Origin of the sequence: Frankia sp. Hr75.2 (genome assembly GCF_949319125.1) — a bacterium.
GTDB lineage: Bacteria > Actinomycetota > Actinomycetes > Frankiales > Frankiaceae > Parafrankia > Parafrankia soli.
Genome location: NZ_CASGGV010000312.1, coordinates 1 through 24,150 on the forward strand (window position 1 = coordinate 1; position 24,150 = coordinate 24,150).

Here is a 24,150-nt window from a genome sequence, read left to right on the forward strand (position 1 = left end):
CGTGTTCCTGCAACGGATCTACGTGTTCTTCGTCGTCGAACACGCCACCCGCCACGTTCACGTCCTCGGGGTCACGAGACATCCGACCGTGGCGTGGGTCACCCAGCGCGCCAGGAACCTCCTGATGGACATCGAGGACCGCAGCCACCGGTTCCGGTTCCTTATCCGTGACCGCGACACGAAATTCACGGCTTCCTTCGACGCCGTCTTCGCCGTGTGGGGTGCTAGAAGTCGGCTTGGGTCTGTGAGCTGGGGTGATGCGGCAGTGCGGCTGTCGGCATGATGGTCGGCTATGTCCGTGAGGCTGCTCTATCTGATCTTCGTGCGGGTGTGCGGGTGGCTGGTTCTCCTCGGCTGTTCGTCGGCGTCCAAGAACATCGAGCTGCTCGTGCTGCGGCACGAGGTCGCGGTGCTGCGCCGTACCCAGCCCAAGCCCCGGTGGGACTGGGCGGACCGGGCGCTCCTTGTCGCACTGATCCAGCTCCTACCAAAGACGCTGCGAGCACACCGGCTGGTCACCCCGGCACCGTCCTGCGGTGGCACCGCCGTCTGATCACACGGAAATGGACCCATCCGCAGCGGACGGGACGACCACCGGTCAGCACGGAGATCGCGACCCTCATCGAGCGGCTCGAGACCGAGAACACGACATGGGGCTACCAGCGGATCCAGGGCGAGCTCCTCACACTCGGCCCCCGGGTCAGCGCCTCCACGATCCGCCGAGTCCTGACGTCCCTCGGGCTGCCCCGGCACCGAAACGCCAGACCGACACGATGTGGCGACAGTTCCTGCGTACGCAGGCATCGACCATGCTGGCCGTGGACTTCTTCCACGCCGACTGCGCCGTGACGCTGCGGCGTCTGTACTGCTTCTTCGTCCTGGAGGTCGGCTCCCGGACCGTGCACATCCTCGGGGTCACCGCCAACCCCGACGGACGATGGACCACCCGGCAGATCCGCAACCTCCTCATGGACCTCGGCGACCGGACGGCCGACTTCCAGGTCCTGATCCGCGACCGCGTCGGACAGTTCACCGCCTCCTTCGACGCGGTCCTCGCGGATGCCGGTATCGACGCGGTCGAGATCCCACCCCGGACTCTGCGGGTGAACGCCTACGCGGAACGGTTCGTCCGCACGGTCCGAACGGAAGTCACCGACCGGATGCTGATCGTCGGTGCACGGCACCTGCGCACCGTCCTGGCCGAGTACGCACGGCACTACAACGGACGACGACCCCACCACGGCCGCGGCCTTCAACCACCACGGCCCGACCACCCCATCGCCGACGTCACGACGACACGGATCAAGCGCCGACCCGTCCTCGACGGCTTGATCAACGAGTACGAACGGGCCGCCTAAAACCCCAGGTCAGCGCCGATGGCCCAGTTCTGACACCCCACAGGGTCGGGGCCTTCCTCCCAAGGCTCCCGCGTCGCGGGCCCGGGTCCACTCCACCAGATGCGAGGAGAACAGACCCTCCCGCCGCAGGATCGCGCCTTTCTCTCCATGTGGAGCGCTCTCGTACTCGGCGACGATCCGCAGCTTGTACGCCGCGTTGAACACCCGCTGCGACGGACGAGGAGTGGGATCACGCCGAGACGACGACCCGCCAGGGTGCTCCGGGGACTCTGACTCCACGAACACGAGGATCTCCGAGCACGCCCTCTGTAGCCAACCCGCACCCATCGGGTGTCTCACCCGAGGCTGACACGGAGGGGCCAGCGCACTTCGACTCACCGCCTGATCTGCCCGGCCGTCGCCACGGGGTCCCGCTACCGGGAGCAACAGAGCCCCTGTGGGCTACTTGCGTCCTACCCCGCAGTAGCCGCAGATCTCGGCATCGGAGAGGTGATCTGCGGTGCCGTCAGGGCGCCACCGGTGGATGACCTGCACTCCTGGATCGACGAGCGTCAGTCCGTCGAACAGTCGCTCCACCTCCGCGCGGCTACGGAACTGGCACTCCAGGCCCCGCTCACGGTAGCTGGTCTCGATGCGTTGAGCGTTGGGATCGAGGTCGGCGGTGCCGTGGCTGAGGACGAGGTAGCTGCCAGCGGGAAGAGCATCGAGGAAGTTGCGGACGATGGTGTAGGGTGCGTCGCCCTCGACAAAGGGCAAGACTGCGAGAAGAGACAGCGCGACAGGGCGGGTCAAATCGAGAGTGTCGCGCAGCGCCGGGGCGGCCAGAATTTGATCAACGTTGCGTACATCGGCGTCGAGGTAGACAGTGCGACCTTCGGGGGTGCTGGTCAGCAGCGCCCGGGCGTGGGCAAGGACGATCGGGTCGTTGTCGGCGTAGACCACTCGGGCGTCCGGGGCAATGCCCTGGGCGACCTCGTGCAGGTTCGGGCTGGTCGGGATGCCTGTCCCGATGTCCAGGAACTGCCGGATACCCACCTCACCGGCCAGATACCGGATCGCGCGGACCAGGAAGGCCCGGTTCTCTCGAGCGGCATCACGCAAAGTTGGGAAGACGGCGATAGCTTGTTCGGCGCCTTCCCTGTCGGCCGGGAAATTATCCTTCCCGCCAAGATAGTAGTCGTACATGCGCGCAGAGTGCGGGGCATCGGTCCGTAGTTCGACCGTGTCCACCTTGTCTACCAGGGTCTTCCAGCGACGGTGACCCGTCGGAGTGTCGCTCACGCCCCGCCCTCCCAACATCATCAGTGATGTTCAGGTTATCTCTCCGCGCTCGCTGTGGGCCGGGTGGCCTAGGATGCCGCCGGGAGGCAACCAAGAGTCGAGGCCTCCCAGACTACGGTGCTTCGTCCGCAGACCGTACTGGTAGGTGGGCGACGTGGTGATGGCGTGTGGCGTGGTGGTGGGTGTGCCACGATCGGCCTCGTGTCGGTAACCGCAGGCAGGGTCGACGCTGTGGCGCGCCGTGAGCCGTTCTCGGGCGACGCGGCAGCTTGAGCTCCGCGGCCGACGGCCTGTTGCGCTTTTCGATTGCCGCGTGTTGCGATTTGCCGCCTGGCGGCGGTCAGCGTTCGCTGGCTGTTGTTCTTGTGTTGAAGTGGCGGCGAATGTGAGTCCGCATCGACTCGTCAAAGACAAGGAAGCGACCTGGACCCTGCCGCTTCGCTGCGTACATCGCCATGTCGGCAGTACACAGGAATTCGTCGGCGTCGATGGGCTGGCCGTCGGAGTGTGCGATCCCGATGCTGGCGGCAACCGTGATCGGCTGGCCGGCGAGAACGATCCGTGGGGCGGCGAGGGTGGTGACGATGCGCCGGGCGATGGCCTGGACGTCGGGTAACGCGGGGTCGCGGTCGCAGAGCACGGCGAACTCGTCACCGGAGAGGCGGGCGACGCTGTCCTCGGGACGGACGGCCCGCTGGAGCCGGGCGGCCACCTCGCGGAGCAGGTCGTCGCCGGTCTGGTGACCATACGAATCGTTGACCCTCTTGAAGTTGTCGAGGTCGATAAACAGGAGCCCGGTGCGACGGCGGTCGTGTCCGGCACGGGTCAGGGTCCGCTGCAGGCGGTCCAGGAACGCGGTTCGGTTCGGTAGCCCGGTGAGCCCGTCGTGCCGGGCCTGATATTGGGCGTCACGTTCGATGCGGAAGCGCTCGTCGGCCGCTGCCAGCACGGTCGCCACCATTTCGAGAAACATCACCTCATGCCGCGCGAAGGAATCGGGGTTGCGGCGGTCGATGGTGAGCAGAGCGCCGGGGTTGTCGGGCTGGCCGATCGGGATGGTCAGGGATGAGGACGTGCTGTCCGCCGCGATCCCACGGGGCGGGTCGGTACGGCTGCCCGCGAGCGCCGTCCCGTCCGGCGCGGCTGACGGTGGGGGAGACGGGTAATACGGTGCCGCCGAACCAGCCGTGGCAACGACGTGTGGTAGACCGGAGTGCGGATCGGCCGCCCTGATAGTCACCTGATCGGCACACAGGTGGCCTGAGATCGCTGTCGTCGCCTGATGCCAGAGAGATGCCGGATCGGGGCTGCCCAGCGCGCACCGCCCGATCTCCGCTACCAGTGCCTGTTCAGCGGATCGGGCGCGCAGCTCGGCCAGTGCGATCTCCCGCTCGGTCACGTCGTGGGACACGATGGCGACCGACTGCACGACACCCTGCGCATCGCAGATCGGAACCGTTTGTGATTCGTACCAGTGTCCGTAGGCGGAGAAGACGCCGCAGGCGCGCTGGCCTGCCAGCGCTCGGCGGGTCAGATCCAGGGCATCAGGTAGATCTCGGAAGACCTCGAAGATGCTGCGCCGCCGCGCGATCTCCAGGCGTCGGACCGCGTCTTCGCCTATCGCACCCTCGTTGAACAGGACGCAGCCGTCCCTGTCGACCAGGGCCAGGGTGACTGGGGTGTTTTCCATGACGAGCCGAAGGTGGCGGTGCGACGCCAACTGCTGGCTGAGATCCTGGAACTGGACGAGGAAATAGGGCCGTTCGGCTTCCGCGGGGGCCACGTCGTCGGTCAGGATCATCGACGTCGCCAGAACGTGCACGACAGACCCGCTCGGCTGCACGAAGCGGACGACACCCTGCCAGTGGGTCTGGCCAGCGGTCTGGTTCTGTCGCGCTTCTGCCAGGTGAGCCTCCCAGTCATCTGGATGGACCAGCGTCTCCCACCGGACACCAACGAGTTCATCCTCGTTCCGTCCGAGGATCCGGCAGGTGGCCTGGTTCACCCTGCGCACCCGATAATCGGCGACCCCAATGATGCCCAGCCCGATCTCCATCAGGTCGAACAGACCCGAACCTTCTCCCCCCTGTCGCACCACAGCGCCCACCACCTATCTTGACCGAAGGCCGGACGAACCCGCCTGTACCCGGCATACCGAATGTGATGCGGTCCAACAGTATGCACTGGTGTCAACTGCTGTAGTTGGACATAGGTCGGGCGTTCGCCGGAGGGCCGCGCAATCCGGCAGCCCCCGAGGCGCGTAACGCGTGACGCCGCCCTGCGCCTCGGCAAGCAGGACGGCGCTGTTGCATCGGCGGAGTCCGCCATCGTGCGGACCGCCGAGGACGCACCGGCGTTTGATCGTCCAGCAGCAGGCGCTCCGTGACTTCGACACTGCCATGGCAAACTTCCTCCAGGGCACCCACCGGAAGCCGTTGTTCCGGAAACGCGGGCAGCGCGAGGGTTTCCGGATCGTTCGTGCCTGGGGCCGCCAGTGGGATGTTCGTCACCCCAGCCGTCGCTGGTCCGAAGTACGCGTTCCTAAGTACGGCTTCCGACTCGACCACCACAGCCGGATAGAGGCCTTGCCTTCGGGCGCGTCGCGGGTGCGCCGGCGCACCGCCCCTGGAGCCGCCGGCGGGCTTGCCACCTACGCCTATGCCAGGTTGTCCCATCGATCGGTCAGAGCTCGTAACCTGCCGCTGCGGCAATAGGGCTACCCGAACGGGCTAGCACATCTGGGCTATCCCTTCACGATCCGAGGATTTCGTCCGTACTGTGAGGTATCCGCAAGGTGATCTTTATCGTTCTGCTGTTTCCTCTCGCGCTCATGGCAATGACGGTGGTCATGGACGCAGTCGAGGACTGGCTGAGCTCACGTCTGGCGCCGACGGGGCGGCCGGGGCTCGCGGAGGCAGCGAGGGCGAGGCGCGCAGTCACCGGTGCCGTGTGGACAGCGGGCGAGATGGCGCCGTCGACACCGGCACCGCTGCCGCCATCAGGGCCAGCCCTGGCGCCGCTGCTACCAGCGGCAGTACCGCCGCCACCGCTCGCGCCTAAAACGCCACCTGCGGATGGGCAACAATCGATACCCGCGCAGTACCAGCCCGCGGCGGTACGGGCCGCGGGCTGGAGCTGAAACGGTGGTCCGGAACGTCCACGCTGATGCTCGGGACGGCGATCGCGGTGGCGTTCGCGCGTGACCGGGCCCAAGCCATACCTGGCGGTCGGCTGACCAGTCCGCGTAGCCGGACCGTCACGACACTGGAGCCCGCTACGGCGACCCGGTGGCTCCATCAGGGGCCTGGCGGATCTTGGCGTAGTGGCGGGCGGCTCGGGCCCGGTTGCCGCAGCCAGCCGAGCAGTACTCTCGCCGCGGCGCGCCGTGGACGAAATAGAGGACACAGCCAGGCCCGTGGCAGGCCCGCACCTCGGCGCCGGAGGGTCCGCCGAACAGGCACACTGCGTCGTCGGCCAGCGCGGTGAGCGCGAGCGTGACGGGTCGGTCCGCGCAGCTCACCACCACCCGGGGTTCGGGGTCGACGCGCAGCTCGCGCCACCACGGTGTTCGCCGGGCGAGCTTGTTCAGGGCGGCAACCGCGTCGGGATCCGCCTCGCGGCCGTTCGCCGCCGCACCGGCCAGCGCTCGGACCGTGTCTCGTAGCTCGCGTGCCATCCGCAGGTCATCCTCGCCGACAGCACGCAGGTCGTCCTCGGTGAGCGCGACCGTGAGCCGCGGACGCATCGCGCGCATCCAGTCGACCAGTTCCAGCACCGTCCGCAGGGCGTCGCGGGGACGGCCCCGCATGGCGTAGATGGTGTTGCCCAGCTCGATGGCCGGCGGTTCACCGAGCATCGGGGCGCCGTCGTACTCAGGAGGGGCCTGCTCCATCAATCTAACGCTACCTCCGGGTTGACGCCGTTAGAAGGCTCGGGCATCTTTCTAACGGGACGGGTGCAGTCGGGTCGTTAGAACGGCTGATCCGCGAGTCGGAACCAGATCCACAAATCGGAGGTACACATGGGCAATCCTGGGCCGCAGACCGGCCACGTCGGTCTGAACGTGACCGATCTGACCCACTCGACCGCCTTCTACCAGCGGGTCCTCGGCCTCGAGGAGCTGGGCGGGCAGACCAACGGCGACCGGAAGTTCGCGTTCCTCGGCCGGGATGGCACGCTCCTGCTCACCCTGTGGCAGCAGAGCGAGGGGGCGTTCCCCGCAGGGCTGCCCGGGCTGCACCATCTGTCGTTCCAGGTCGCCGACCTCGAGGCGGTCCGCCAAACGGAGGTGGTGCTGCGCGAGATCGGCGTCGAGCCGCTCTACGACGGCGTCGTCGCGCACGGCGAGGGCGCGTCGTCCGGGGGCGTGTTCTTCACCGACCCGGACGGCATCCGGCTGGAGATCTTCGCCCCAACCGGCGCCGAAGCCGCACCCGTGCCAACCCAGGGCGCCCCGACCTGCGGCTTCTTCTAGCAGCCGGGATCCCGACGCGGCCTGTGGTGGCTCTGGGCGTCCCGCCCGGGCCACCACGGCGGCCATCCCGAACCCCCGCGACGCGCCGGGAGCCGACACGAGCTGGACCGCCTGCGCGGGCCAGGTGGCGAGCCAACCCGACCTGACGGAAGGAACCAGTCATGCTCCACCCGGGCGAACGTTCGGTACAGGCGCGCGCGAGCCTGCCCCCTGGCCCGCGCGGATCGGCCGTCGTCGGCGCCACCATCCCACCAGTGGCCGCGGAGTTCCTCGGGCAGCAACGGATCCTCCTGCTCGGAGCCGCCGACGAGGCCGGCGCGGTCTGGGCCAGCCTGCTGACCGGCACGGCCGGCTTCGTCGCCGCGGCGAACGAGGAGACCATCGTCGTCGATGCCCTGCCCGGTGCCGGGGATCCCCTCGAAGGCGCCTTCGCCGCGCGGCGGGACGTCGGCCTGCTCGCCCTCGACCCAGCCAGCCGCCGACGGATGCGGGCCAACGGGAAGGCCCGCTGTGACGGCGGCCGGATGGTGGTCAACACCGACCAGGTCTACTCGAACTGTCCGAAGTACATCCAGCCACGCCACCTCGCGCGGGACGACGCCGAGGCGGCGCGCGGGCCCATCGTGGTGACCACCGGGCTCACCGCCAGCCAGCGGCGCTGGATCGCCGAAGCCGACACCTTCTTCGTCGCGACCCAGGCCGCCGGCCTCGGGGCGGACACGTCGCACCGGGGCGGGAAGCCGGGCTTTGTCGCGGTCACCGGCCATGGTCGGCTGACCTGGCCTGAGTACCGCGGCAACTCGATGTACATGACGCTGGGCAACATCGAGCTCGACCCGCGCTGCGGTCTGCTCTTCCTCGACTGGGAGCACGGCCACACCCTGCAGCTCACCGGTCGCGCCCGGGTCGACTGGAATCCCGACCGGGCCGCGACGGTGCCCGGCGCGCAGCGCGTCGTCGACTTCGAGGTGCAGCGGGTCGTCCAGGTCTCGGCGGCCATCCCGCAACGCTGGTTCATCGCCCGATTCCCCCGCGACCCGCGAGCACGAGCTCACCGGACAGAGTGACCGGTGCTGGGGTAATGGTTCGAGTTCCCTTGGTGATGTTGACGCCGCGCTGGGTGTGCCCTCGAGTCGGCCAGAGATCTCGACGCGCGTGGACGCCCTGGCCACCGGTCCTTGTCGGCGGGGCCAAGATCGGGGCGGTCATACTGGGTCGATGCTAGCGATCCTGGCCGGCAAGCTGGATCCCGTCGCCGGGACAGTGTCAGACCGCTCTGAGGACGCGCTGACCGACGCGGTGTTCGGCGCGATTCGCCACCTGCCCTATCGGCGGGTGCTCGGGGCGGTGCTCGCCGCCGTCGGCGTGCCGGTCGATCCGGAGACGTTGGACCGCGCGCGGGTTGAGTTGTGGCCGAGTTACCAGGTTCCCCAGCTGCCGGGGATGCGGGTCGAGCCGGACGTGGTGGTGACCGCCGGGACGACGGTGGTCGTGTTCGAGGCGAAGTACACCTCCCCGTTCTCGGTCTACCCCGCAGACGGGCCGGCCGGCGGTGAACCGCTGCACCAGCTCGCCGCCCAGTACGCCGCACTGCGCACGGTCACCGCGGCTCGCGGTTGGCCGGACCCGGTGGTCGTGGCCGTGACCGTCGGAGCGATCCGGCCCAGGGCAGACCTGGAGTTGGCCGAACGGTCCGTCCGTCAGCTGGTACCGGACGTCGGTGCGGGGCGGTTCCGCTGGCTGCCCTGGCACCGGATCGCCACCTGCCTCGACACCGCCGACGGGCTGGCTCCCCATGAACGGTGCCTGGCCGACGACGCCCTGAGGTTCATGGAAAGTCGGGAGGTCGCGAGGTGTTCCACCGCCTGGATCTGGCCGCCTTTGAGCAGGTGGCGGCGGCACAGCGGACCGCGATCGGACAGCTCTATCCTCAGCTGCGGCTGTTCTTCGACAGCTTCACCGCCGCGTTGCAGGCGGAAAGGGTCGACTACTCGACCCCGGCTTGGAAGGGCATGCAGTTCGCCGGGGCCAGCACCTCGGTCAGTCGACCAGCCGAATGGGCACGGGCCGCGGTCGGGGTCGCCTACTGGCCCGGCTACTGGCCGAAGCGGCCGGGGACCTCGTCGAAGACGCCGTCGATTCTGGCGTTCTTCGACTTCTACGACCCCGCGTTCGAGGTCAGCCTGACCGTCCCCTCGCCGAACGTGGCAGTGGCGATGGAGCGCTGGCAGCCGCACGCCGCCGCACTCGCCCATGAGCTGGCGACGCTCCACGGCTACGACGTCGTCGTCGACAACCCCGACCCCACCGGCCTCCGCGTCCAGGTCGCGGCTGGCGACATCCACCCTGCCTGGCTCATCGACGCCTTCGGCCGGCTCACCGGCAGCAGCCGTCTACGCCTCCGGCGCCGGACGGAGCTGGACTCCCTCACCGTGCAGACAGCCCGAGACCTGTTCCTCGATCTGTGCGCAGCAGCTGGGAGATGCCCCTCGCTGTGGGCCATGACCACCGCCAGCGGCCAGACCGAACGCCCCTTCCCAACCGGCTGAGGCGCCAACGAGCGAGCGGGCGACCACCTGACGGTGCCGCCGCACCCGTATGAGGGTGGCCCGTCGGATCTGGTGTAAACGCCGAGGCAGCGCCCGGCCTGACAGAACCGTCCTGACAACGAATCCGGGCCGCCCCGTGGGGCGAGGGCCGCGTCCGTTCGTGCACTGTGGGCGACCGGCCCAGATTTGACGCTGCTGCTTCGGAGCCCGGTCCAGTCGCCGGGCTGACTGCGGCCGTTCGGCCCGGATGGTCAGCTGCCTCAACGAAGGGCAGCTCCCGGAGGCGCCGCGACGTCAGGGTTCGAGCCCCTGTCGGTCCACCACGATGAGTAACAATGCCCTGACCTGGGCAAATAGGTAGGACCTACTAGATTCGACGCTTGATCGAATGGAAGATGTCCAGGTCGGGGTGTTGATCGTTTGGTTCGACCCCTCGAACATACCGGTGGATCTCGACTACGAAGTGTAGTGATGGTGGGTCCGGCTGGTCGACGAGTTCGGACCTAGGGGCTGAGACGTGCGGCGGTCGACGTCCTGCTGGAGGCTACTCGCGGTCAGTGCGCATATCCTGGCGGTGCCAGGCGTGGTCGTCGACGATGCCCCCGTGAACGGGGAGCAGGGCCTCGGCAGGCTTGGAAAGTGCCTGGCCGACCACTTCGATGTTGAAAACTGTACGTTCCAGGTCGAACCAGCCCAGCACCGCGATCACGAACCCGTCCTACACCGCTAACGGACTACTGGGCGGTGGCCTGCTGTCCACCGTGTCCGTCACCAGCTGGCCCGAGGAGCGCGCGAACGCGGTCGCGTCCGTGCTGGTCGCTGTGATGATCCTGCCGCCCTGACCGCCACCAGCGTGCTCGGATCCGCCTGTATAACCTGGTCTCCTGTCCGGCGTCATCCTCGTCGCCCTGGTGCGAGCAGGTTGCTGCTACCCGGGTAGCCCAGCGGGTCCAACGGTCTCAGCTGGATGTCTTCGCGGTGTCTCGGTGGGGTCGGGGGATGGGTGCTGTCGTGGTGGGTGGGATGTCGACTTGTGCGGTGAACCTGCGTAGTCGCAGGCTGTTGGCGACGACGAACACCGAGCTGAACGCCATGGATGCGCCGGCGATCATCGGGTTGAGCAGGCCTGCCGCTGCCAGGGGCAGCGCGGCGAAGTTGTAGGCGAACGCCCAGAACAGGTTGCCCCTGATGGTTGCCAGGGTGCGGCGGGAGAGCCGGATCGCGTCGACGGCGGCCCGCAGGTCGCCGCGGACGAGGGTGAGATCGCTGGCCTCGATGGCGACGTCGGTGCCGGTGCCCATGGCGAGGCCGAGGTCGGCCTGGGCGAGGGCGGGGGCGTCGTTGACGCCGTCGCCGACCATCGCGACGACCTTGCCCTCGGCCTGCAGGCGCCTGATCACGTCGACCTTGTCGGCTGGCAGCACCTCCGCGATGAGGGTGCCCGGGCTGGTTTCGATGCCTACTTCTGTCGCGACCGTGCGTGCGACGGCCGTGTTGTCGCCGGTGAGCAGCACGGGGGTGAGCCCCAGCCGGCGGAGCTGGGCAACGGCCTGTGTCGAGGTGGGTTTCACGACGTCCGCGATGACGAGGACGGCGCGGGCCTTCCCGTCCCAGGCGACGCCGACGGCGGTGCGGCCGGCCGCCTCGGCGGTGGTCCTGGCCGTGGCGAGGTCGGGCGGCAGCGGCTGGCTCCACTTCTCCAGGAGGGCCGCCCGCCCGATGAGGACGGCGTGCCCGTCGACGACCCCCTGGACGCCGAGTCCTTCGAGGTTGCTGAACTGCTCGACGTCGGGCAGGCCGCCGACCCGCTCGCGGGCGCCGCGGGCGACCGCGGCGGCGATCGGGTGTTCGGACGCGTTCTCCAGCGCTCCGGCGAGCCGCAGCATCTCGGTCTCGTCGACGCCGGTGGCGACGTGGATCTCGACCAGGTTCATGCGTCCCGTGGTGACGGTGCCGGTCTTGTCGAGCACGATCGTGTCGACGCGCCGGGTGGATTCGAGTACTTCGGGGCCCTTGATGAGGATGCCGAGCTGCGCTCCCCGGCCCGTTCCGACCAGCAGTGCCGTCGGGGTGGCCAGCCCGAGGGCACACGGGCAGGCGATGATCAGCACGGCGACCGCGGCGGTGAACGCGGCGGCCGGGCCGGCGCCCGCGCCGAGCCAGAAGGCCAGGGTGGCCGCGGCCAGGGCGATGACGACCGGCACGAACACACCGGAGATCCGGTCGGCGAGCCGCTGCGCGGCGGCCTTGCCGTTCTGGGCGTCCTCGACGAGCTTCGCCATCTGGGCCAGCTGGGTGTCGGCGCCGACCCGGGTGGCGCGCACGACCAGCCGCCCGCCGGCGTTCACCGTCGAGCCGGTCACCGCGTCGCCCGGGGCGACCTCCACGGGGACGGACTCGCCGGTCAACATCGAGGCGTCGACGGCCGAGGAGCCTTCTTCGACCGTGCCGTCGGTGGCGATTCGCTCGCCGGGCCGGACGACGAACCGCTCGCCGACGGCCAGCTGCCCGATCGGGACCCGGACCTCCGTGCCGTCCCGCAGGACCGCCACGTCCTTGGCGCCGAGTTCGAGCAGCGCGCGCAGCGCAGCGCCGGCCTGCCGCTTGGCCCGTACCTCGAAGTACCGGCCGGCGAGGATGAAGGTGGTGACTCCGGCCGCGACTTCCAGGTAGATGTTGCCGGTGCCGTCGCCGCGGGCGATCGTCAGCTCGAACGGGTGCGTCATCCCCGGCGTCCCGGCTGTGCCGAACTGCAACGCGTACAACGACCAGCCGAACGCCGCACCGACGCCGATCGAGATCAGCGTGTCCATCGTCGCGGCGCCATGTCGCAGGTTCGTCCAGGCGGCGCGGTGGAAGGGCCAGGCGGCCCAGGTCACGACGGGGCTCGCCAGGACGAGCGAGAACCACTGCCAGTTCGTGAACTGCAGCGCTGGGACCATCGCCATCACGATGACCGGAACCGCGAGCACGATGCTGGTGATCAGGCGGTGGCGCAGCGGCCGGGTCGGATCGGGTTCGGTGCCGGCCACACCCACGGCCGGTTCCAGGCCCGCGGCCGGAGGCCGGGGCAGTTCGGCGGTGTAGCCGGCTGCCTCCACCTGGGCGACCAGCACGGCCGGGTCGACGCCCTCGGGGGCGCTCACCCGGGCTTTCTCGGTGGCGTAGTTGACGGTGGCGGTGACGCCGTCGAGCTTGTTCAGCTTGCGTTCGATCCGGTTGGCGCAGGACGCGCAGGTCATCCCGCCGATCGCGAGCTCGATCTCGGTGACCGGGGCGTCGGTGGCGTGCGCCGTGGTGGTGGTGGCGGTCGTGGTTGTGGTGCTCATGCCGGCCGATGTCTCCTCTCGCGATCAGTGCCCGTGGCTGTCGTCGGCGTGCCCCGCCGTGGGCGATGTCGTGGGCGATGTCGTGGCGGCGTCCGGCACGGCCGGTTCGGTGGGCACCGTGAACTCCGCTGTGCGGACGACTCCGTCGTGTCGGAAGTCGAGGAACAGCCGGTAGCTGCCTTGGGTGGGTACGTCGGCCACGAACGGGATGTCCGGGCCGGCTGACGTGTCCTCGCCGTCGGGATGTACGTGCAGGTAGGCCAGATCGCCCTCACGCAGCGCCACCAGGTGCCCGTAGGCGCCGAGGTAGGGCTCCAGGTCCGTCACCGGCTGCCCGTCCTTGTGAACCGTCAGGGTGAGCGGCGACGCCTGCCCGCCGACCAGGTCGCCGGCGAGAGTCACCTCGTAGCCGTCCACCGAAGCGCTGCGTGTCGGCGGGTGGGTGATCGGCTCGAACCGGCCCGGCGCGGTCAGGTCGACGCCCAGGGTGGTGGCCGTGGCGCCGGTGGGGGTGAAGTCCGCGAATGCCCGGTAGGAACCGGCCGTGCGCACCCGTAGGGGAACGGACCAGGTCCCGTCGGGTGCCATCGTCGGATGGAGGTGCTGGAACGCACTGCCGTCGCGGCGCACCACGATCAGGTGCATCCGCTTGTCGTGCTCGACGTCGAAGGCGGTGACGGCGTCCCCGTCAGGCCCGGTGATCCGGAACGTGAAGTCGTCCGTGTCATCCAGTGTCAAGGTCGACGCGGTGGGTGTGAAGGTGTAGCCGCTCAGGCTCGACGCCAACCCGCCCGGCAGGTCCGAGGCGTTGTCCGAGGCGTCATCGGGGGCGGTGCCGCCGTGGCCGTCCCCGTGGCCGGTGCTGCCGGTGTCGGAGCTGTGCTCCGGGCTGGTGGTGGCCGCGTCCAGCGGACCGACCGCCGCGCCGACGCCGTAGGCACCACCGATGACCAGGGCGAGCGCTGTGCCGAAGGCGGACAGTTTCGCGATCGTGTTCATTCGCACTCCCTTCTCGCGGGGCCTGGCCGTGGCCGCGACCCGCAGGGCGCCGGCCTCAGCCGACGAGCTGGTAGCCGGCCTCCTCGACCGCGGTGCGCACCTTGGTCGGATCGAGCTGCCGGTCGCTGGTCACGGTGACCGCGCCGGAGCCCAGGTCCACGGCCACGTCGGTGACGCCGGCGATCTCGCCGAGTTCTTCGGTGACCGAGGCGACACAGTGGGCGCAGGTCATGCCCGTGACGGTGTAGGTGGTCGTGGTCATCGGGAGGTCCTCTCTCGGAGCCTGGTAATGCGCCGGTACTCGACGGGCCGCGCGTACTGGCGGCGGCCAACTCGACGTACCGAACATACCCCCGGGGGGTATCCATGGGAAGGGGTGCGCCCTTCGCTGCCACTGGCAGAAGGAACGCGCGGTCGACTCGCCGTCCCACGTCCATCGCCCCGCCCCGGTCGACCGAGCGTGCCGTCCTACGTCACCCGCCAGCGCGGAAGCGCGGGAAGCCAGACTCAGTCGTCGTGAGGTGCGGTGCCGGGGCGATGGGCGTGGCTCGACGTGGGCGCAGGCCGCTCCGGTTCGCCGGTCTCTCCCACCGTCGGTGGTGTGGGGGGCGTCCCGCCTTCGCCGCCGCCTGGGGTTGGGGTCGCTGGATGCTCCCCGTCCTGACCGTGGGAGTGCGGGACGGACTCGTCCGTGGTCTCGTGGCCGTGGCTGTGCGAACCGGCGAGTTCTACCGCGGGCAGCGCGAGGCCGGCAACACCGGCGCCAGCGGCACCGATCACGACGGCCGCGCTGAGCGAGGAGCGGAACCCGCGCGCGTGCCGGGACCACAGGCACCACAGCGCGAGGACGCAGACCGCTGCCTCGAACGCGACCGTGGTGAGGTCGACTCTGTCGATCTGTTCGGGCATGCCGGAGTGGGGGCCGACAGGTAGCCCGGAGGTCCGGCTGACTGCCCACAACAGGATCGACCCGGCGTTGACCAGCAGGCCCGCTGCCATCGTCTGCCCGCCGGCCCCCCGCATCACAGCGAGCGCCCAGCCCGCCTGGAAGACCGCCGTCGCGAAGAAGAACATCCCTGACAGCTGCCAGTCACCGAAGTGGCTCGGCGCGACAGCGAGATGGGTGGCGGCGGCGCCGAGCGAGGCGAACGCCGCCATGATCCTGCCTGCCCCGATGTCGGTCATGATCCGAGGCTCGGTTCGCCTCCGACCTGTCGTGCGTGACGCGCCCGCAGTATCGACCGGGCCCGGGGACGAGTCGGTGTACGACGCCGAAGACGGATAGGGGCCCTCGATCTGCTCGTGCTCATGCCGGTCGCCCGGACGAAGCCGCTCCGAGGCCGCGCCCGGCCGCGGGGACGACCGCCTGGCCGGGGTCGCGTTGCGTGCCGCGTGGCGTCCCGTCTGGCGGATGACGAGCGGTGCGGTTGGTGGACTGTCCACGGTTCGCCTCACGTGGTCGGGCGCGCCGGCGCGGTAGTCGTATGGGCCAGTGGTAGGCGCCGTGTCGATGGGCCACTCCGTGGCGGAATGCCCGCGGTGTCGTCCACCCGGAGCTTCGTCCTCCGCGGCGTGCCGCCAGCTCGCGTGTCCGCTGCCCGGATCCGTCACAACAGCGGCGAGGCCCGGTAGCCGAGTTCTTCGATCACCTTGACCACGTCCTGCGGGCTGTTCTGGCTGAGGTCGAGTTCGACCGTGGTGCGCGCCTGCTTGAGGGCGGTCTGGGTGGCGCGCACGCCTGGCAGGTCCTCCAGCGCGTCGTCGATGAGCAGCGAGCAGCTGCCGCAGTGCATTCCTTCGACGCGGAACGTGTGTGTGGCGACGGACACTGTAGTACTCCGTTCTCCTTGTTCGATTGAAGCGGACGCGGTCAGACGACGGTGATGAGGCCGGTGTACATGCCCATGCCGCACGCATAGCGCAGCTGGCCGGGCTCCAGGACGCCCAGGTCGATCGTCGTGTCGCCCTCGACCGGCAGGACCTCCTCGACGTCGCGGTCAGGGATGACGAACGACCGGATGCAGCCCTGCACGTTGTCCGAGTGCACGACCAGCGTGGTGGGCACACCGGCCTGCACCTGGACGTTGCCTGGGCTGTAGGCATCGGCGCGAGCGGTGATTTCCACGGTCTGGCGGCCCTCGGCGGTCGAGGCGGCGGACGTATCGGCCGTCGGCGGCTGGGAGAGACCGAGGGTCTCGGCGAGCCGGTTGGCGGCCAGGGGCGAGCCGGCGAGCTGCAGGCCGCCGTTGAGGGTGTAGAGCCCCATCGCCAGCACGACCAGTCCAGTGACCACGGCCAGTCGGCCGCGCCACGCGGTCGCGGCCTTGCGGGCGGCGTAGCCGAGGACGGCGAACAGCGGGCCGGTGCCAAGGACGAACACACCCATCGTGGCCGCGCCCGCCAGCGCAGACCCGGACGCGAGTGCCAGCGCCTCCACCGACAGCGTCACGCCGCACGGGATGAGCACGGTGGCCAGGCCGAGCAGCGCCGGTGCCAACGCGGCCTGGGAACGGGCGCGCCTGCGGACGATCCTCGTCCACGACGCGGGCGGTTCAACGACGACGCGGCGGAATCCGGGTACGCCCAGCTGGGCGAGACCGAACAGCATGATCAGCAGGCCGGCGCCGGTCTGTAGCCAGGTGCGCGCGTCGACCGAGAGTTCCACCGCGCTGCCGGCCGCTCCCAGCAGCGCCCCGAGCAGGACGTGGGAGACCAACTTGCCGGCCAGGAACCCACCGACCGGCACGAGGTCGTCGCCGAGCTGCGCGCGCCAGTCCGGTTCCTTCCCTGCTTGCGGCGACCGCCTCCCTGGACCAGACCGCGCCCGTTGGCCACGGGCCGAGTGGCGGCCTCGGACGGGTGCGCCACCGGGCAGCCGCGCTGATCCCGCCGCCGCAGCACGCTGCCGGATGATCAGACCGGTCAGCAGTCCGCCCTGTACCGCGGCACAGGACACCCCGCCCGCAAACAAGCCGGTCACGAGAACAGTTGCGAGATTCACCGAACCTCCGCGACGGCGGACGAGGGTACCGAAGGACTCCCGGTCGAGCACCAGCTGGGCGTCTCGCGAGAAGGCGCTGGCAGCGACGCCCGACATCGCGGGCTCCTTCTCGTACGGCGGCGCCTACCGGCTGCCGTGTCCGGCTTCCCTCTCCGGGGCCTCGCCAGTCGTGGCGCCCGGAGGAAGGACGGAACCCTTTTCCTGCCCGACGTGCATGTCGAAGGGAGCGCCGAGACCGGGGCAGGATCGGCACGCGGTCCGGCGTGAGTGGCCGAAGGCTACGCTAAACCACTACTGCACGTAGTAGACAAACGGGTCAACAGTGACCGGCCGAAGTGGTCCTTCCAGCTGCCGAGAGAGCGACGGTGGCAGCGGCTGGCGCCCTCGATCCTGGTAGTTCCTGCCCCAGGCATCTAGGCCTTTGTCGCGGGGGGAGGGTGGGCAGGCGATCCAACCGTCCAAGGAAGATGATGCGGCTTGATGACCTACTACGGGGTGCAGTAGATAGCGAAGGCTTGGTGGTCCGCCACTCTCAGCCCACTTCCGGTCCCGTGGCCCGACCGGGTGCGGGGGAGCGCGACCCGGGCGGACCTGCCACCTGCCTTCCCGTGGGCAACGCAACGCATCTATACCCATGGGGGGTATAGATGTATGTTCTCTGGTCCGAGCGCGGGCCTGGCTCGGCCCGCCGGCGGTCGTTTGCGGGGAGGAGCCGGTCATGTCTTCACAGGTGGACGACGGTCGGACGTCGACCGTGGTTCTGGAGGTCTCCGGGCTGCGGTGGGCGACGGAGAAGGCGCGTGTCGAGGCCGTGCTGGGCCGACGCCCAGGGGTGGTCGAGGTGGCGGCGAACCCGGTGGCGCAGACCGCGCTGGTCCGCTTCGACCCGGAACAGACCTCGACGGCGCAGCTGGCGGGCTGGATTCGCGACTGCGGCTACCACTGCGACGGGCTGTCCGTTCCGGCGCACATCTGTGATCCCTTCGCCGAACCGGGGCGGCCCCCCGCACACACACCGGTAGCGTCCGTGCCGGTCTCACCTGCGAGGGCTTCGGATGCCGAGGCCGCGAGCGAACCGCGGTCCGGCCAGGTCGGACCCCGACCGGACGTCCCGTCGCACCATCCCCCTCACCCGCCTGCTGCCCACGAGGCACACGCCGTGCACGAACCACACGCTCGGCACGCCGGCCACGGACCAGGAGACGACCGGACCCCGGTCGCCTCTCCGCATAAGGCAATGGGCCACGGCGGGCACGGCGACCTGTCGATGGCCGGGATGGTCGCCGACATGCGCCACCGATTCCTGGTGGCTGTGATCTTCTCGGTCCCGATCCTGCTGTGGTCGGCGATCGGCAGGGACGTGCTCGGCTTCGAGGTTCCCGCCCCGCTTGGGCTGCGCGACGACGTGTTCCAGCTGTTCCTGAGCCTGCCAGTGATCTTCTGGGCTTCGTGGATCTTCTTCGACGGGGCGTTCAGAGCGCTACGTGCGCGGACCCTGGACATGATGGTCCTCGTCGCCGTCGCGATCGGTACCGGCTGTACGTACTCCCTGGTCGTCACCCTCACCGGCGGCGGCGAGGTCTTCTACGAGGCGGCTACCGTGCTCGCCGCCTTCGTGTTGCTGGGCCACTGGTTCGAGATGCGTGCCCGCGGCGGCGCCAACGACGCGATCCGCTCGTTGCTGGAGCTGGCGCCTGAGAAGGCGTTGGTGCTACGGGACGGCGAACCTGTCGAGGTGTCGACCGCGCAGGTGGTCGTCGGGGACCTGCTGCTGGTCCGGCCGGGCGGCAAGATTCCGGTCGACGGAGTGGTCGCTGACGGCGAGTCCGACATTGACGAGTCGATGGTCACCGGCGAGAGCCTGCCCGTCCACAAGGCGCCGGGTTCCGAGGCGATCGGTGCCACCATCAACACCACCGGCACCCTGCGGGTCCGAGCGACGAAAGTCGGCGTCGACACCGCCCTGGCGCAGATCGTCTCCCTGGTCCAGGAGGCGCAGAACAGCAAGGCTCCCGGCCAGCGGCTGGCTGACCGGGCCGCGTACTGGCTCGTCCTGACAGCCCTTATGGGCGGGCTCGCCACCCTGCTGGTGTGGCTGCTCGCCACCGACCGACCGACGCAGGAGGCGGTGCTGTTCGCGATCACCGTCGTCGTCATCACCTGCCCGGACGCCCTCGGTCTGGCCACCCCGACAGCGATCATGGTGGGCACCGGACTGGGTGCCGGCCGGGGCGTCCTGTTCAAGAACGCGACAGCGCTGGAGACCGCTGCCGGCGTCACCGCGGTTGTCATGGACAAGACCGGCACACTGACGAAGGGCGAGCCCGAGGTCATCGACGTCGAGACGATCGACCTCCCCGAGGAGGACCTGCTGCGGTTGGCGGCTGCGGTCGAACGGGAATCCGAGCATCCGCTCGCGGCGGCGGTCGCCCGCCGTGCCGACGCGCGCGGCATGCCCCGGCACCACGCCGAGGCGTTCCGCAACGTCCCGGGGCAAGGCGCGGTGGCCACCGTCGACGGGCACCGCGTCGCGGTCGGCAACAGCCGGCTGATGCGGGCCGAGCGCGTCGCGCTCGGCGACGCCGCCCACCGACTGGACGCCCTCGCGGCCGACGGGCGCACGGCCGTGCTGGTGGCGGTCGACGGGCGGATCGCCGGCATCGTCGGGTTCGCCGACACACCGCGGCCGACCGCCGCGGCGGCGGTTGCCGCACTGCACGACGCCGGCGTCGAGGTCGTGATGCTCACCGGCGACAACCTGGGCACGGCGCAGCGGATCGCGAAGGAACTCGGCATCGACACGGTGATCGCCGAGGTCCTGCCAGGCGACAAGGCCACCGAGGTCGCCCGGTTGCAGGCGGGCGGCCGACGAGTGGCGATGGTCGGCGACGGCGTCAACGACGCTCCGGCGCTGGCACAGGCCGACCTCGGCATCGCGATCGGCGCCGGCACCGATGTGGCGATCGAGACCGCGGACGTGGTGCTCATGCGCTCCGACCCGCTCGACGTGCCCGCCGCCCTGCTCATCGGCCGCGCCACCGTCCGCAAGATGCGCCAGAACCTGGCCTGGGCCGTCGGCTACAACGCGGTCGCGCTGCCGATCGCCGCCGGCGTCTTCGAACCCCTCGTCGGGCTCACGCTACGACCCGAGATCGCCGCGCTGACCATGTCCGGGTCCAGCTTCCTGGTCGCGGTGAACGCCCTGCTGCTCAAACGGCAGAAGCTGCCGCGAACGTTGACAGAACCGGCCTCGGCTTAGGACCGCGGCGAGGTGGCCGCCGGTGCCGACACTGCACACCAGGATGTCGACCTGCTCGAACCGGTTGGCGAACTCGTGGCCCAGCCCGGCGTAGGCGGCAACGTTGTCCGGGGTGCGGTACTGGTCCGGGCAGTAAGACGTCAGGGCCGGGCCCGGTCCAGCCGCCCTCCGGGTTCCTCTGTGCCCCCGGGGTTGGCGCCTTCCGGCTTGGCCCAGAAGCCCCTGCCGGAGTCGACGAACGGGTCGCTGACCCACATCACCGGGGGACCCACCAGCCCGTCCGGCCGCGGCGCACCCGCCGGCCTGGTACCTGGCGCGGGACGGTTGCAGACGCGCGAACCGCTTCGGGCGATCGGAGGTCGGTGCGGGCACGGACTCTGCTCCCCTCTACAAGCTTGGCGGCGAACTCCCGAATCGAACTACCACTACGGAGCATAGTAGTTTTCCTTCGGAGCGCCGCCGTGTGCATGGCCTTGTCGTGGCCCTCGGCCAGCGAGCCTCGGGGAGTCATGGCTAGGTAAAAGGGCTGATGGCCCCTTCTTGGGTGGCACCTCGCGCCCCCGCGGGCGAACGGTCATGGCGGCAACAACTATCTTGTGTAGTAGGCTCTGGGCGGCGGACGCGGAAGAGGGTGACGTGACGCGCTGCGAGACACCGGCACGACACGGCGCGCTCTGGGCTCGACTCACGCTCGTGTCAGCCGTCCTGCTCGGGCTGCTGGCGATGCACGCCGGCCTGGCCGCGCAGGTGCACGCGCTCGTTTCGCCGCCCTGTGTCCAGGGAACCGACCGTGACGTTCACCCGCACTGGTCCCACTCGCACGAGCCTGGGGCCGAACCCCACGGCCACCAGGGCGTGCTCTGTTCGGCGGTGTTCCGGGACGACCCCGAACCGGTTCACGGCGGCGAACAACACGGCCTGGCGGCCATGTCCACCCCCTTCGGTGCCTCTGCCTTCACCGGGACGCGTGGCGACCCACCGCAGACGCCGCCGCCTCGGTACGTGACCGACCTGTCTGTCCACTGCGTGTGGCGGCTGTGAGCGGACCTGCGTCGGACGTCACGCACGCCTGTCGGCGCGCTCGACGACTCCGGCCTCAGATCCGTTGGCAATCCGACACCGAGGACGACTCGTGCGAAGAAGACGCCACCTTGGACTCGCCGCCGTAGCACTGGCCCTGACAGCCACGCTCGCGGCGTGCGGGGGCGACGACACCCCGACGGGCCCGTCGTCCGCCACAGCAGGGAGCAGCAGTGAGGCCAGCGACAGCGCCCACAACAACGCGGACGTGATGTTCGCCCAGATGATGATCCCGCACCACCAGCAGGCCGTGAAGATGGCGGAGCTGGCACCCGACCGGGCCGCCGATCCGGCGGTGCTCGCGCTGGCCCAGCAGATCGGGACCGCGCAAGCACCGGAGATCGAGACGATGACCGGCTGGCTTGCGGCGTGGGGCGAACCCACCGCCATGCCCGGCGCCGGCGGTCATGGCACCGACGACATGGGAATGATGTCGGAGGGCGACCTGACCGCTCTCCAGACGGCGTCTGGTCCGAACTTCGACCGCATGTTCCTGGAGATGATGATCCGGCACCACGGGGGTGCGATTGCGATGGCACGCACCGAACAGCGGGACGGACAGTTCCCCGACGCCGTGGCCCTGGCCAGGACGATCGAGTCCACGCAGACCACAGAGGTCGAGACCATGAAGGGCCTGCTCGGTACCGGATAGCCGAGCAGGGCCCTGGGGCACCGGCCGCGCGCCGGTGTCCCAGGGCACCTCGGGTCCCAGACGCGACACTCGGCACGACGAACGCGAACGTCGGTCGCGGCGAATGACCTGACGACGAGACAGCTGACGACCGGAACAGCGGAACGGCTGGGAGACCTCGAAGTCGAGGCCATGGACCAGGTGTGGGCCGCGAGCGGCCCTCGTGGCATGGCACCAGGCCGGTGCCGGAGACCGTCCTGCCGGAGATGGTGGCCTTAACGGCCCGTTTCGGACCTGCGAGCAAGGCGACGGGGCAAGACGATCCACCCGGACTACCCGACCGTTCATCGGACACCGCGGGCCGCAGCGGCTTTGGCGGCCCCGACAGACGTCCCGTCAATCCTTCCGACAGCCACCAGTCTCGATGATCAATGTCTTTCGGTGGTGGAGAGGTCAGCACCGAGAGATCCCCTCACCCCGGGCAACTATGTCTCGTAGTAGGTGCCGAGCCTCGCGAAGGGTGGGTGGTGTCCGGACGCAGTGCGCCGAATTGCTGTCCTGATCCTCGCTGCGCGGGCCCGGGGAGGCTTGCTTGGGTGGCGGTCTGACCGCGATCTGGTGATCGAAGGCACTCCAAAGGCGCGTCTACTCCGCTCGGCGAACCTAGATCTTGCTGGAGCGGCGTGGATGTCCGTCGAAGATCTTCTGAGATCTTCCGATTGCTACCTACTATGCTCTGTAGTTGGTAGTGTGTGCATCTGCTGCAGCATCGGACCGTACGCCGAATCCTGCCCCTGGTCCGGTGACCCCTCCGACTTGCATCTGGGGCAGGAGCGGGGGAACCACGTTCCTCCGGGCGTCGCCTCCTTCGATGCCCTTGGGGTGAAGCCGAATACGCACGGGGCGTTCGGCCGGGCTCCCAGCCCGAACCCGACAGCTCATCTCGCAGGCGTAGGGGAAGGATCACCATGGTGTCTGCGCAGAGTACGCAGCTTGATGCAGAAAGACGCCGACAGGAGGGACGCGGTCGCCACCGGGCTCCGTCCGTCCCCACAGCGTCGAGCCGGGCCAGAGCGCGGGCCCGCGCTGTCGCAGCGGTGACCACTGGCACTGTCGTGGTCTCCGGTATGGCTCTCGCTGGATGTGCGCCGGAGCCCAGCTCGGACGGCGCGTTGGACGACAGCACGAACACCACGTCACTGACGCTCGCGACCCAGATCGGGTCCCGGGTGGCAGTCGACGGCCCCGTCCAGGGTGCCGCGGGAGAGGGCGCGTCGCGCACCGTCCTTGATGCCACGACGGACATCTCTGCACCGACTCTGTCGTCCAAGATCGACGTGGGTCTGCGCGTGACGAACCCCGACGTGACTGTCAACGCGGACGAGCCTGTCAATGTCGGCTTCTCGCTGTTCAACGAGGAGACCCACGCCCCGCTGGCGGACCAGCTCATCAAGGTACAGGTCAAGCTACCCACCGGCTGGGCGACCTTCCTGCACCTGACCACCGACGAGCGTGGCTTCGCCTCCTACACGGCCCGCGTCCTCATCACCACGAACGTCACGGTGATCTTCGATGGAACGGACGCCCTCCAGTCCGCCCGCTCGGAGAACGAGGCGACGCTGCGCGTACGCCCGGCCCCGCCGCCGGTATCTGTGCAGGGCACCAGCAATGCCGTGAACGTCGAGACTCCGGCGGTCGACGTCAGCATCCCGGCCAACACGCTCGGGGAGAAAGCCGTATACCTGGCGTCGCGGCAAGCCGGTAAGCCCTACGTCTACGGGGCGACCGGGCCGTACAGCTTCGACTGCTCCGGCCTGGTGCAGTACATCTACAAGCAGCTCGGCAAGACACTTCCCCGGACCACCGACCAGCAGTACGCGGCGACAACCAGGATCGCTCAGGGCTCCGAACAGCCAGGCGATCTCATCTTCTTCGGCCAGCCCGGCGCGATCTACCACATGGGGATCTACGCCGGTGGCGGGAAGATGTGGGTCGCGCCGAAGACCGGTGACGTGGTGAAGCTCCAGACCATCTGGGCGGACTCCTACTCGGTCGGTCGGGTGACCTGAGCCGGTTCCACTGGCCATCGTGGCCCGGGCGGCTTTCGGCGGCGAGGTGCCGGTGGTCGTTGCAACCGATCCCCTAGTAGGCCAGCCGGTCTGGTCTGACTCCCACGCCGCTGTGAAGGC

Annotated in this window: 17 protein-coding genes, 3 pseudogenes and 1 riboswitch; of the genes and pseudogenes, 9 read left to right on the forward strand and 11 right to left on the reverse strand. The window is 69.4% G+C overall.

From position 1 onward, the window contains the following. Positions 1–283 (forward strand): annotated as a pseudogene (locus AC559T_RS27300) (hypothetical protein); the annotation flags it as partial. A gap of 9 nt (positions 284–292) precedes the next feature. After that, positions 293–1,358 (forward strand): annotated as a pseudogene (locus AC559T_RS27305) (integrase core domain-containing protein). A 63-nt stretch (positions 1,359–1,421) separates the two neighbouring features. On the opposite strand, the pseudogene AC559T_RS27310 reads toward AC559T_RS27305, so the two are convergent. The 4 genes and pseudogenes from AC559T_RS27310 to AC559T_RS27325 form a co-directional block, all read right to left on the reverse strand. Then, positions 1,422–1,577, reverse strand: a pseudogene (locus AC559T_RS27310) (IS3 family transposase); the annotation flags it as partial. A 222-nt stretch (positions 1,578–1,799) separates the two neighbouring features. Continuing rightward, the gene (locus AC559T_RS27315) at positions 1,800–2,657 is read right to left on the reverse strand and encodes an SAM-dependent methyltransferase (RefSeq protein WP_165938722.1); all 858 of its coding nucleotides are present in this window, start codon (positions 2,655–2,657) and stop codon (positions 1,800–1,802) included. A gap of 322 nt (positions 2,658–2,979) precedes the next feature. After that, positions 2,980–4,737, reverse strand: a complete 1,758-nt coding sequence (locus tag AC559T_RS27320; protein ID WP_498870527.1) for a sensor domain-containing protein — start codon at positions 4,735–4,737, stop codon at positions 2,980–2,982. A gap of 1,176 nt (positions 4,738–5,913) precedes the next feature. Continuing rightward, on the reverse strand, positions 5,914–6,531 hold the full coding sequence (locus AC559T_RS27325; RefSeq protein WP_498870528.1) for a CGNR zinc finger domain-containing protein: 618 nt from the start codon (positions 6,529–6,531) through the stop codon (positions 5,914–5,916). A 129-nt stretch (positions 6,532–6,660) separates the two neighbouring features. Between AC559T_RS27325 and AC559T_RS27330 the strand changes: the two genes are divergently transcribed. The 3 genes from AC559T_RS27330 (at position 6,661) to AC559T_RS27340 (ending at position 9,662) form a co-directional block, all read left to right on the forward strand. After that, a complete protein-coding gene (locus tag AC559T_RS27330; RefSeq protein ID WP_498870529.1) occupies positions 6,661–7,113 on the forward strand; it encodes a VOC family protein in 453 nt (150 codons plus the stop codon). 161 nt (positions 7,114–7,274) lie between these two features. After that, positions 7,275–8,180 carry a pyridoxamine 5'-phosphate oxidase family protein gene (locus AC559T_RS27335; protein ID WP_498870530.1) on the forward strand — a complete coding sequence of 302 codons (906 nt, stop codon included), beginning with the start codon at positions 7,275–7,277 and terminating at the stop codon, positions 8,178–8,180. A gap of 786 nt (positions 8,181–8,966) precedes the next feature. Continuing rightward, positions 8,967–9,662, forward strand: coding sequence for a hypothetical protein (locus tag AC559T_RS27340; RefSeq protein WP_498870531.1), 696 nt, complete (start codon positions 8,967–8,969; stop codon positions 9,660–9,662). A 544-nt stretch (positions 9,663–10,206) separates the two neighbouring features. Here AC559T_RS27340 and AC559T_RS27345 read toward each other — a convergent pair. From AC559T_RS27345 to AC559T_RS27375, 7 genes are all read right to left on the reverse strand, one after another. Beyond that, positions 10,207–10,371, reverse strand: a complete 165-nt coding sequence (locus AC559T_RS27345) for a hypothetical protein (RefSeq protein ID WP_498870532.1) — start codon at positions 10,369–10,371, stop codon at positions 10,207–10,209. A 250-nt stretch (positions 10,372–10,621) separates the two neighbouring features. Next, positions 10,622–12,991, reverse strand: coding sequence for a heavy metal translocating P-type ATPase (locus AC559T_RS27350; protein WP_498870533.1), 2,370 nt, complete (start codon positions 12,989–12,991; stop codon positions 10,622–10,624). A gap of 24 nt (positions 12,992–13,015) precedes the next feature. Then, positions 13,016–13,990 carry a DUF8832 domain-containing protein gene (locus tag AC559T_RS27355; protein ID WP_498870534.1) on the reverse strand — a complete coding sequence of 325 codons (975 nt, stop codon included), beginning with the start codon at positions 13,988–13,990 and terminating at the stop codon, positions 13,016–13,018. A gap of 55 nt (positions 13,991–14,045) precedes the next feature. After that, a complete protein-coding gene (locus AC559T_RS27360) occupies positions 14,046–14,252 on the reverse strand; it encodes a heavy-metal-associated domain-containing protein (protein ID WP_071059598.1) in 207 nt (68 codons plus the stop codon). A gap of 245 nt (positions 14,253–14,497) precedes the next feature. Continuing rightward, complete coding sequence (locus AC559T_RS27365; protein ID WP_498870535.1) at positions 14,498–15,175, reverse strand: hypothetical protein; 678 nt, start codon at positions 15,173–15,175, stop codon at positions 14,498–14,500. A gap of 422 nt (positions 15,176–15,597) precedes the next feature. Next, positions 15,598–15,819, reverse strand: a complete 222-nt coding sequence (locus AC559T_RS27370; protein WP_071059600.1) for a heavy-metal-associated domain-containing protein — start codon at positions 15,817–15,819, stop codon at positions 15,598–15,600. Between the two features lie 41 nt (positions 15,820–15,860). Next, positions 15,861–17,087 (reverse strand): urease accessory protein UreH domain-containing protein, encoded by a 1,227-nt coding sequence (locus tag AC559T_RS27375; RefSeq protein WP_498870536.1) that lies wholly within the window; start codon positions 17,085–17,087, stop codon positions 15,861–15,863. A 622-nt stretch (positions 17,088–17,709) separates the two neighbouring features. On the opposite strand from AC559T_RS27375, the gene AC559T_RS27380 reads away from it, so the two are divergent. The 4 genes from AC559T_RS27380 (at position 17,710) to AC559T_RS27395 (ending at position 24,030) form a co-directional block, all read left to right on the forward strand. Further along, positions 17,710–20,250: a heavy metal translocating P-type ATPase gene (locus AC559T_RS27380; RefSeq protein WP_498870537.1), complete on the forward strand. Its 2,541-nt coding sequence runs from the start codon at positions 17,710–17,712 to the stop codon at positions 20,248–20,250. A 693-nt stretch (positions 20,251–20,943) separates the two neighbouring features. Further along, positions 20,944–21,291 (forward strand): hypothetical protein, encoded by a 348-nt coding sequence (locus AC559T_RS27385; protein WP_498870538.1) that lies wholly within the window; start codon positions 20,944–20,946, stop codon positions 21,289–21,291. 91 nt (positions 21,292–21,382) lie between these two features. Beyond that, positions 21,383–21,982, forward strand: coding sequence for a DUF305 domain-containing protein (locus AC559T_RS27390; protein ID WP_112107123.1), 600 nt, complete (start codon positions 21,383–21,385; stop codon positions 21,980–21,982). A gap of 752 nt (positions 21,983–22,734) precedes the next feature. After that, a riboswitch (cyclic di-AMP (ydaO/yuaA leader) is annotated at positions 22,735–22,927 on the forward strand. Positions 22,928–23,058: 131 nt separating this feature from the next. Next, a complete protein-coding gene (locus tag AC559T_RS27395; RefSeq protein WP_235014200.1) occupies positions 23,059–24,030 on the forward strand; it encodes a C40 family peptidase in 972 nt (323 codons plus the stop codon). The last annotated feature ends 120 nt before the right edge of the window (positions 24,031–24,150 follow it).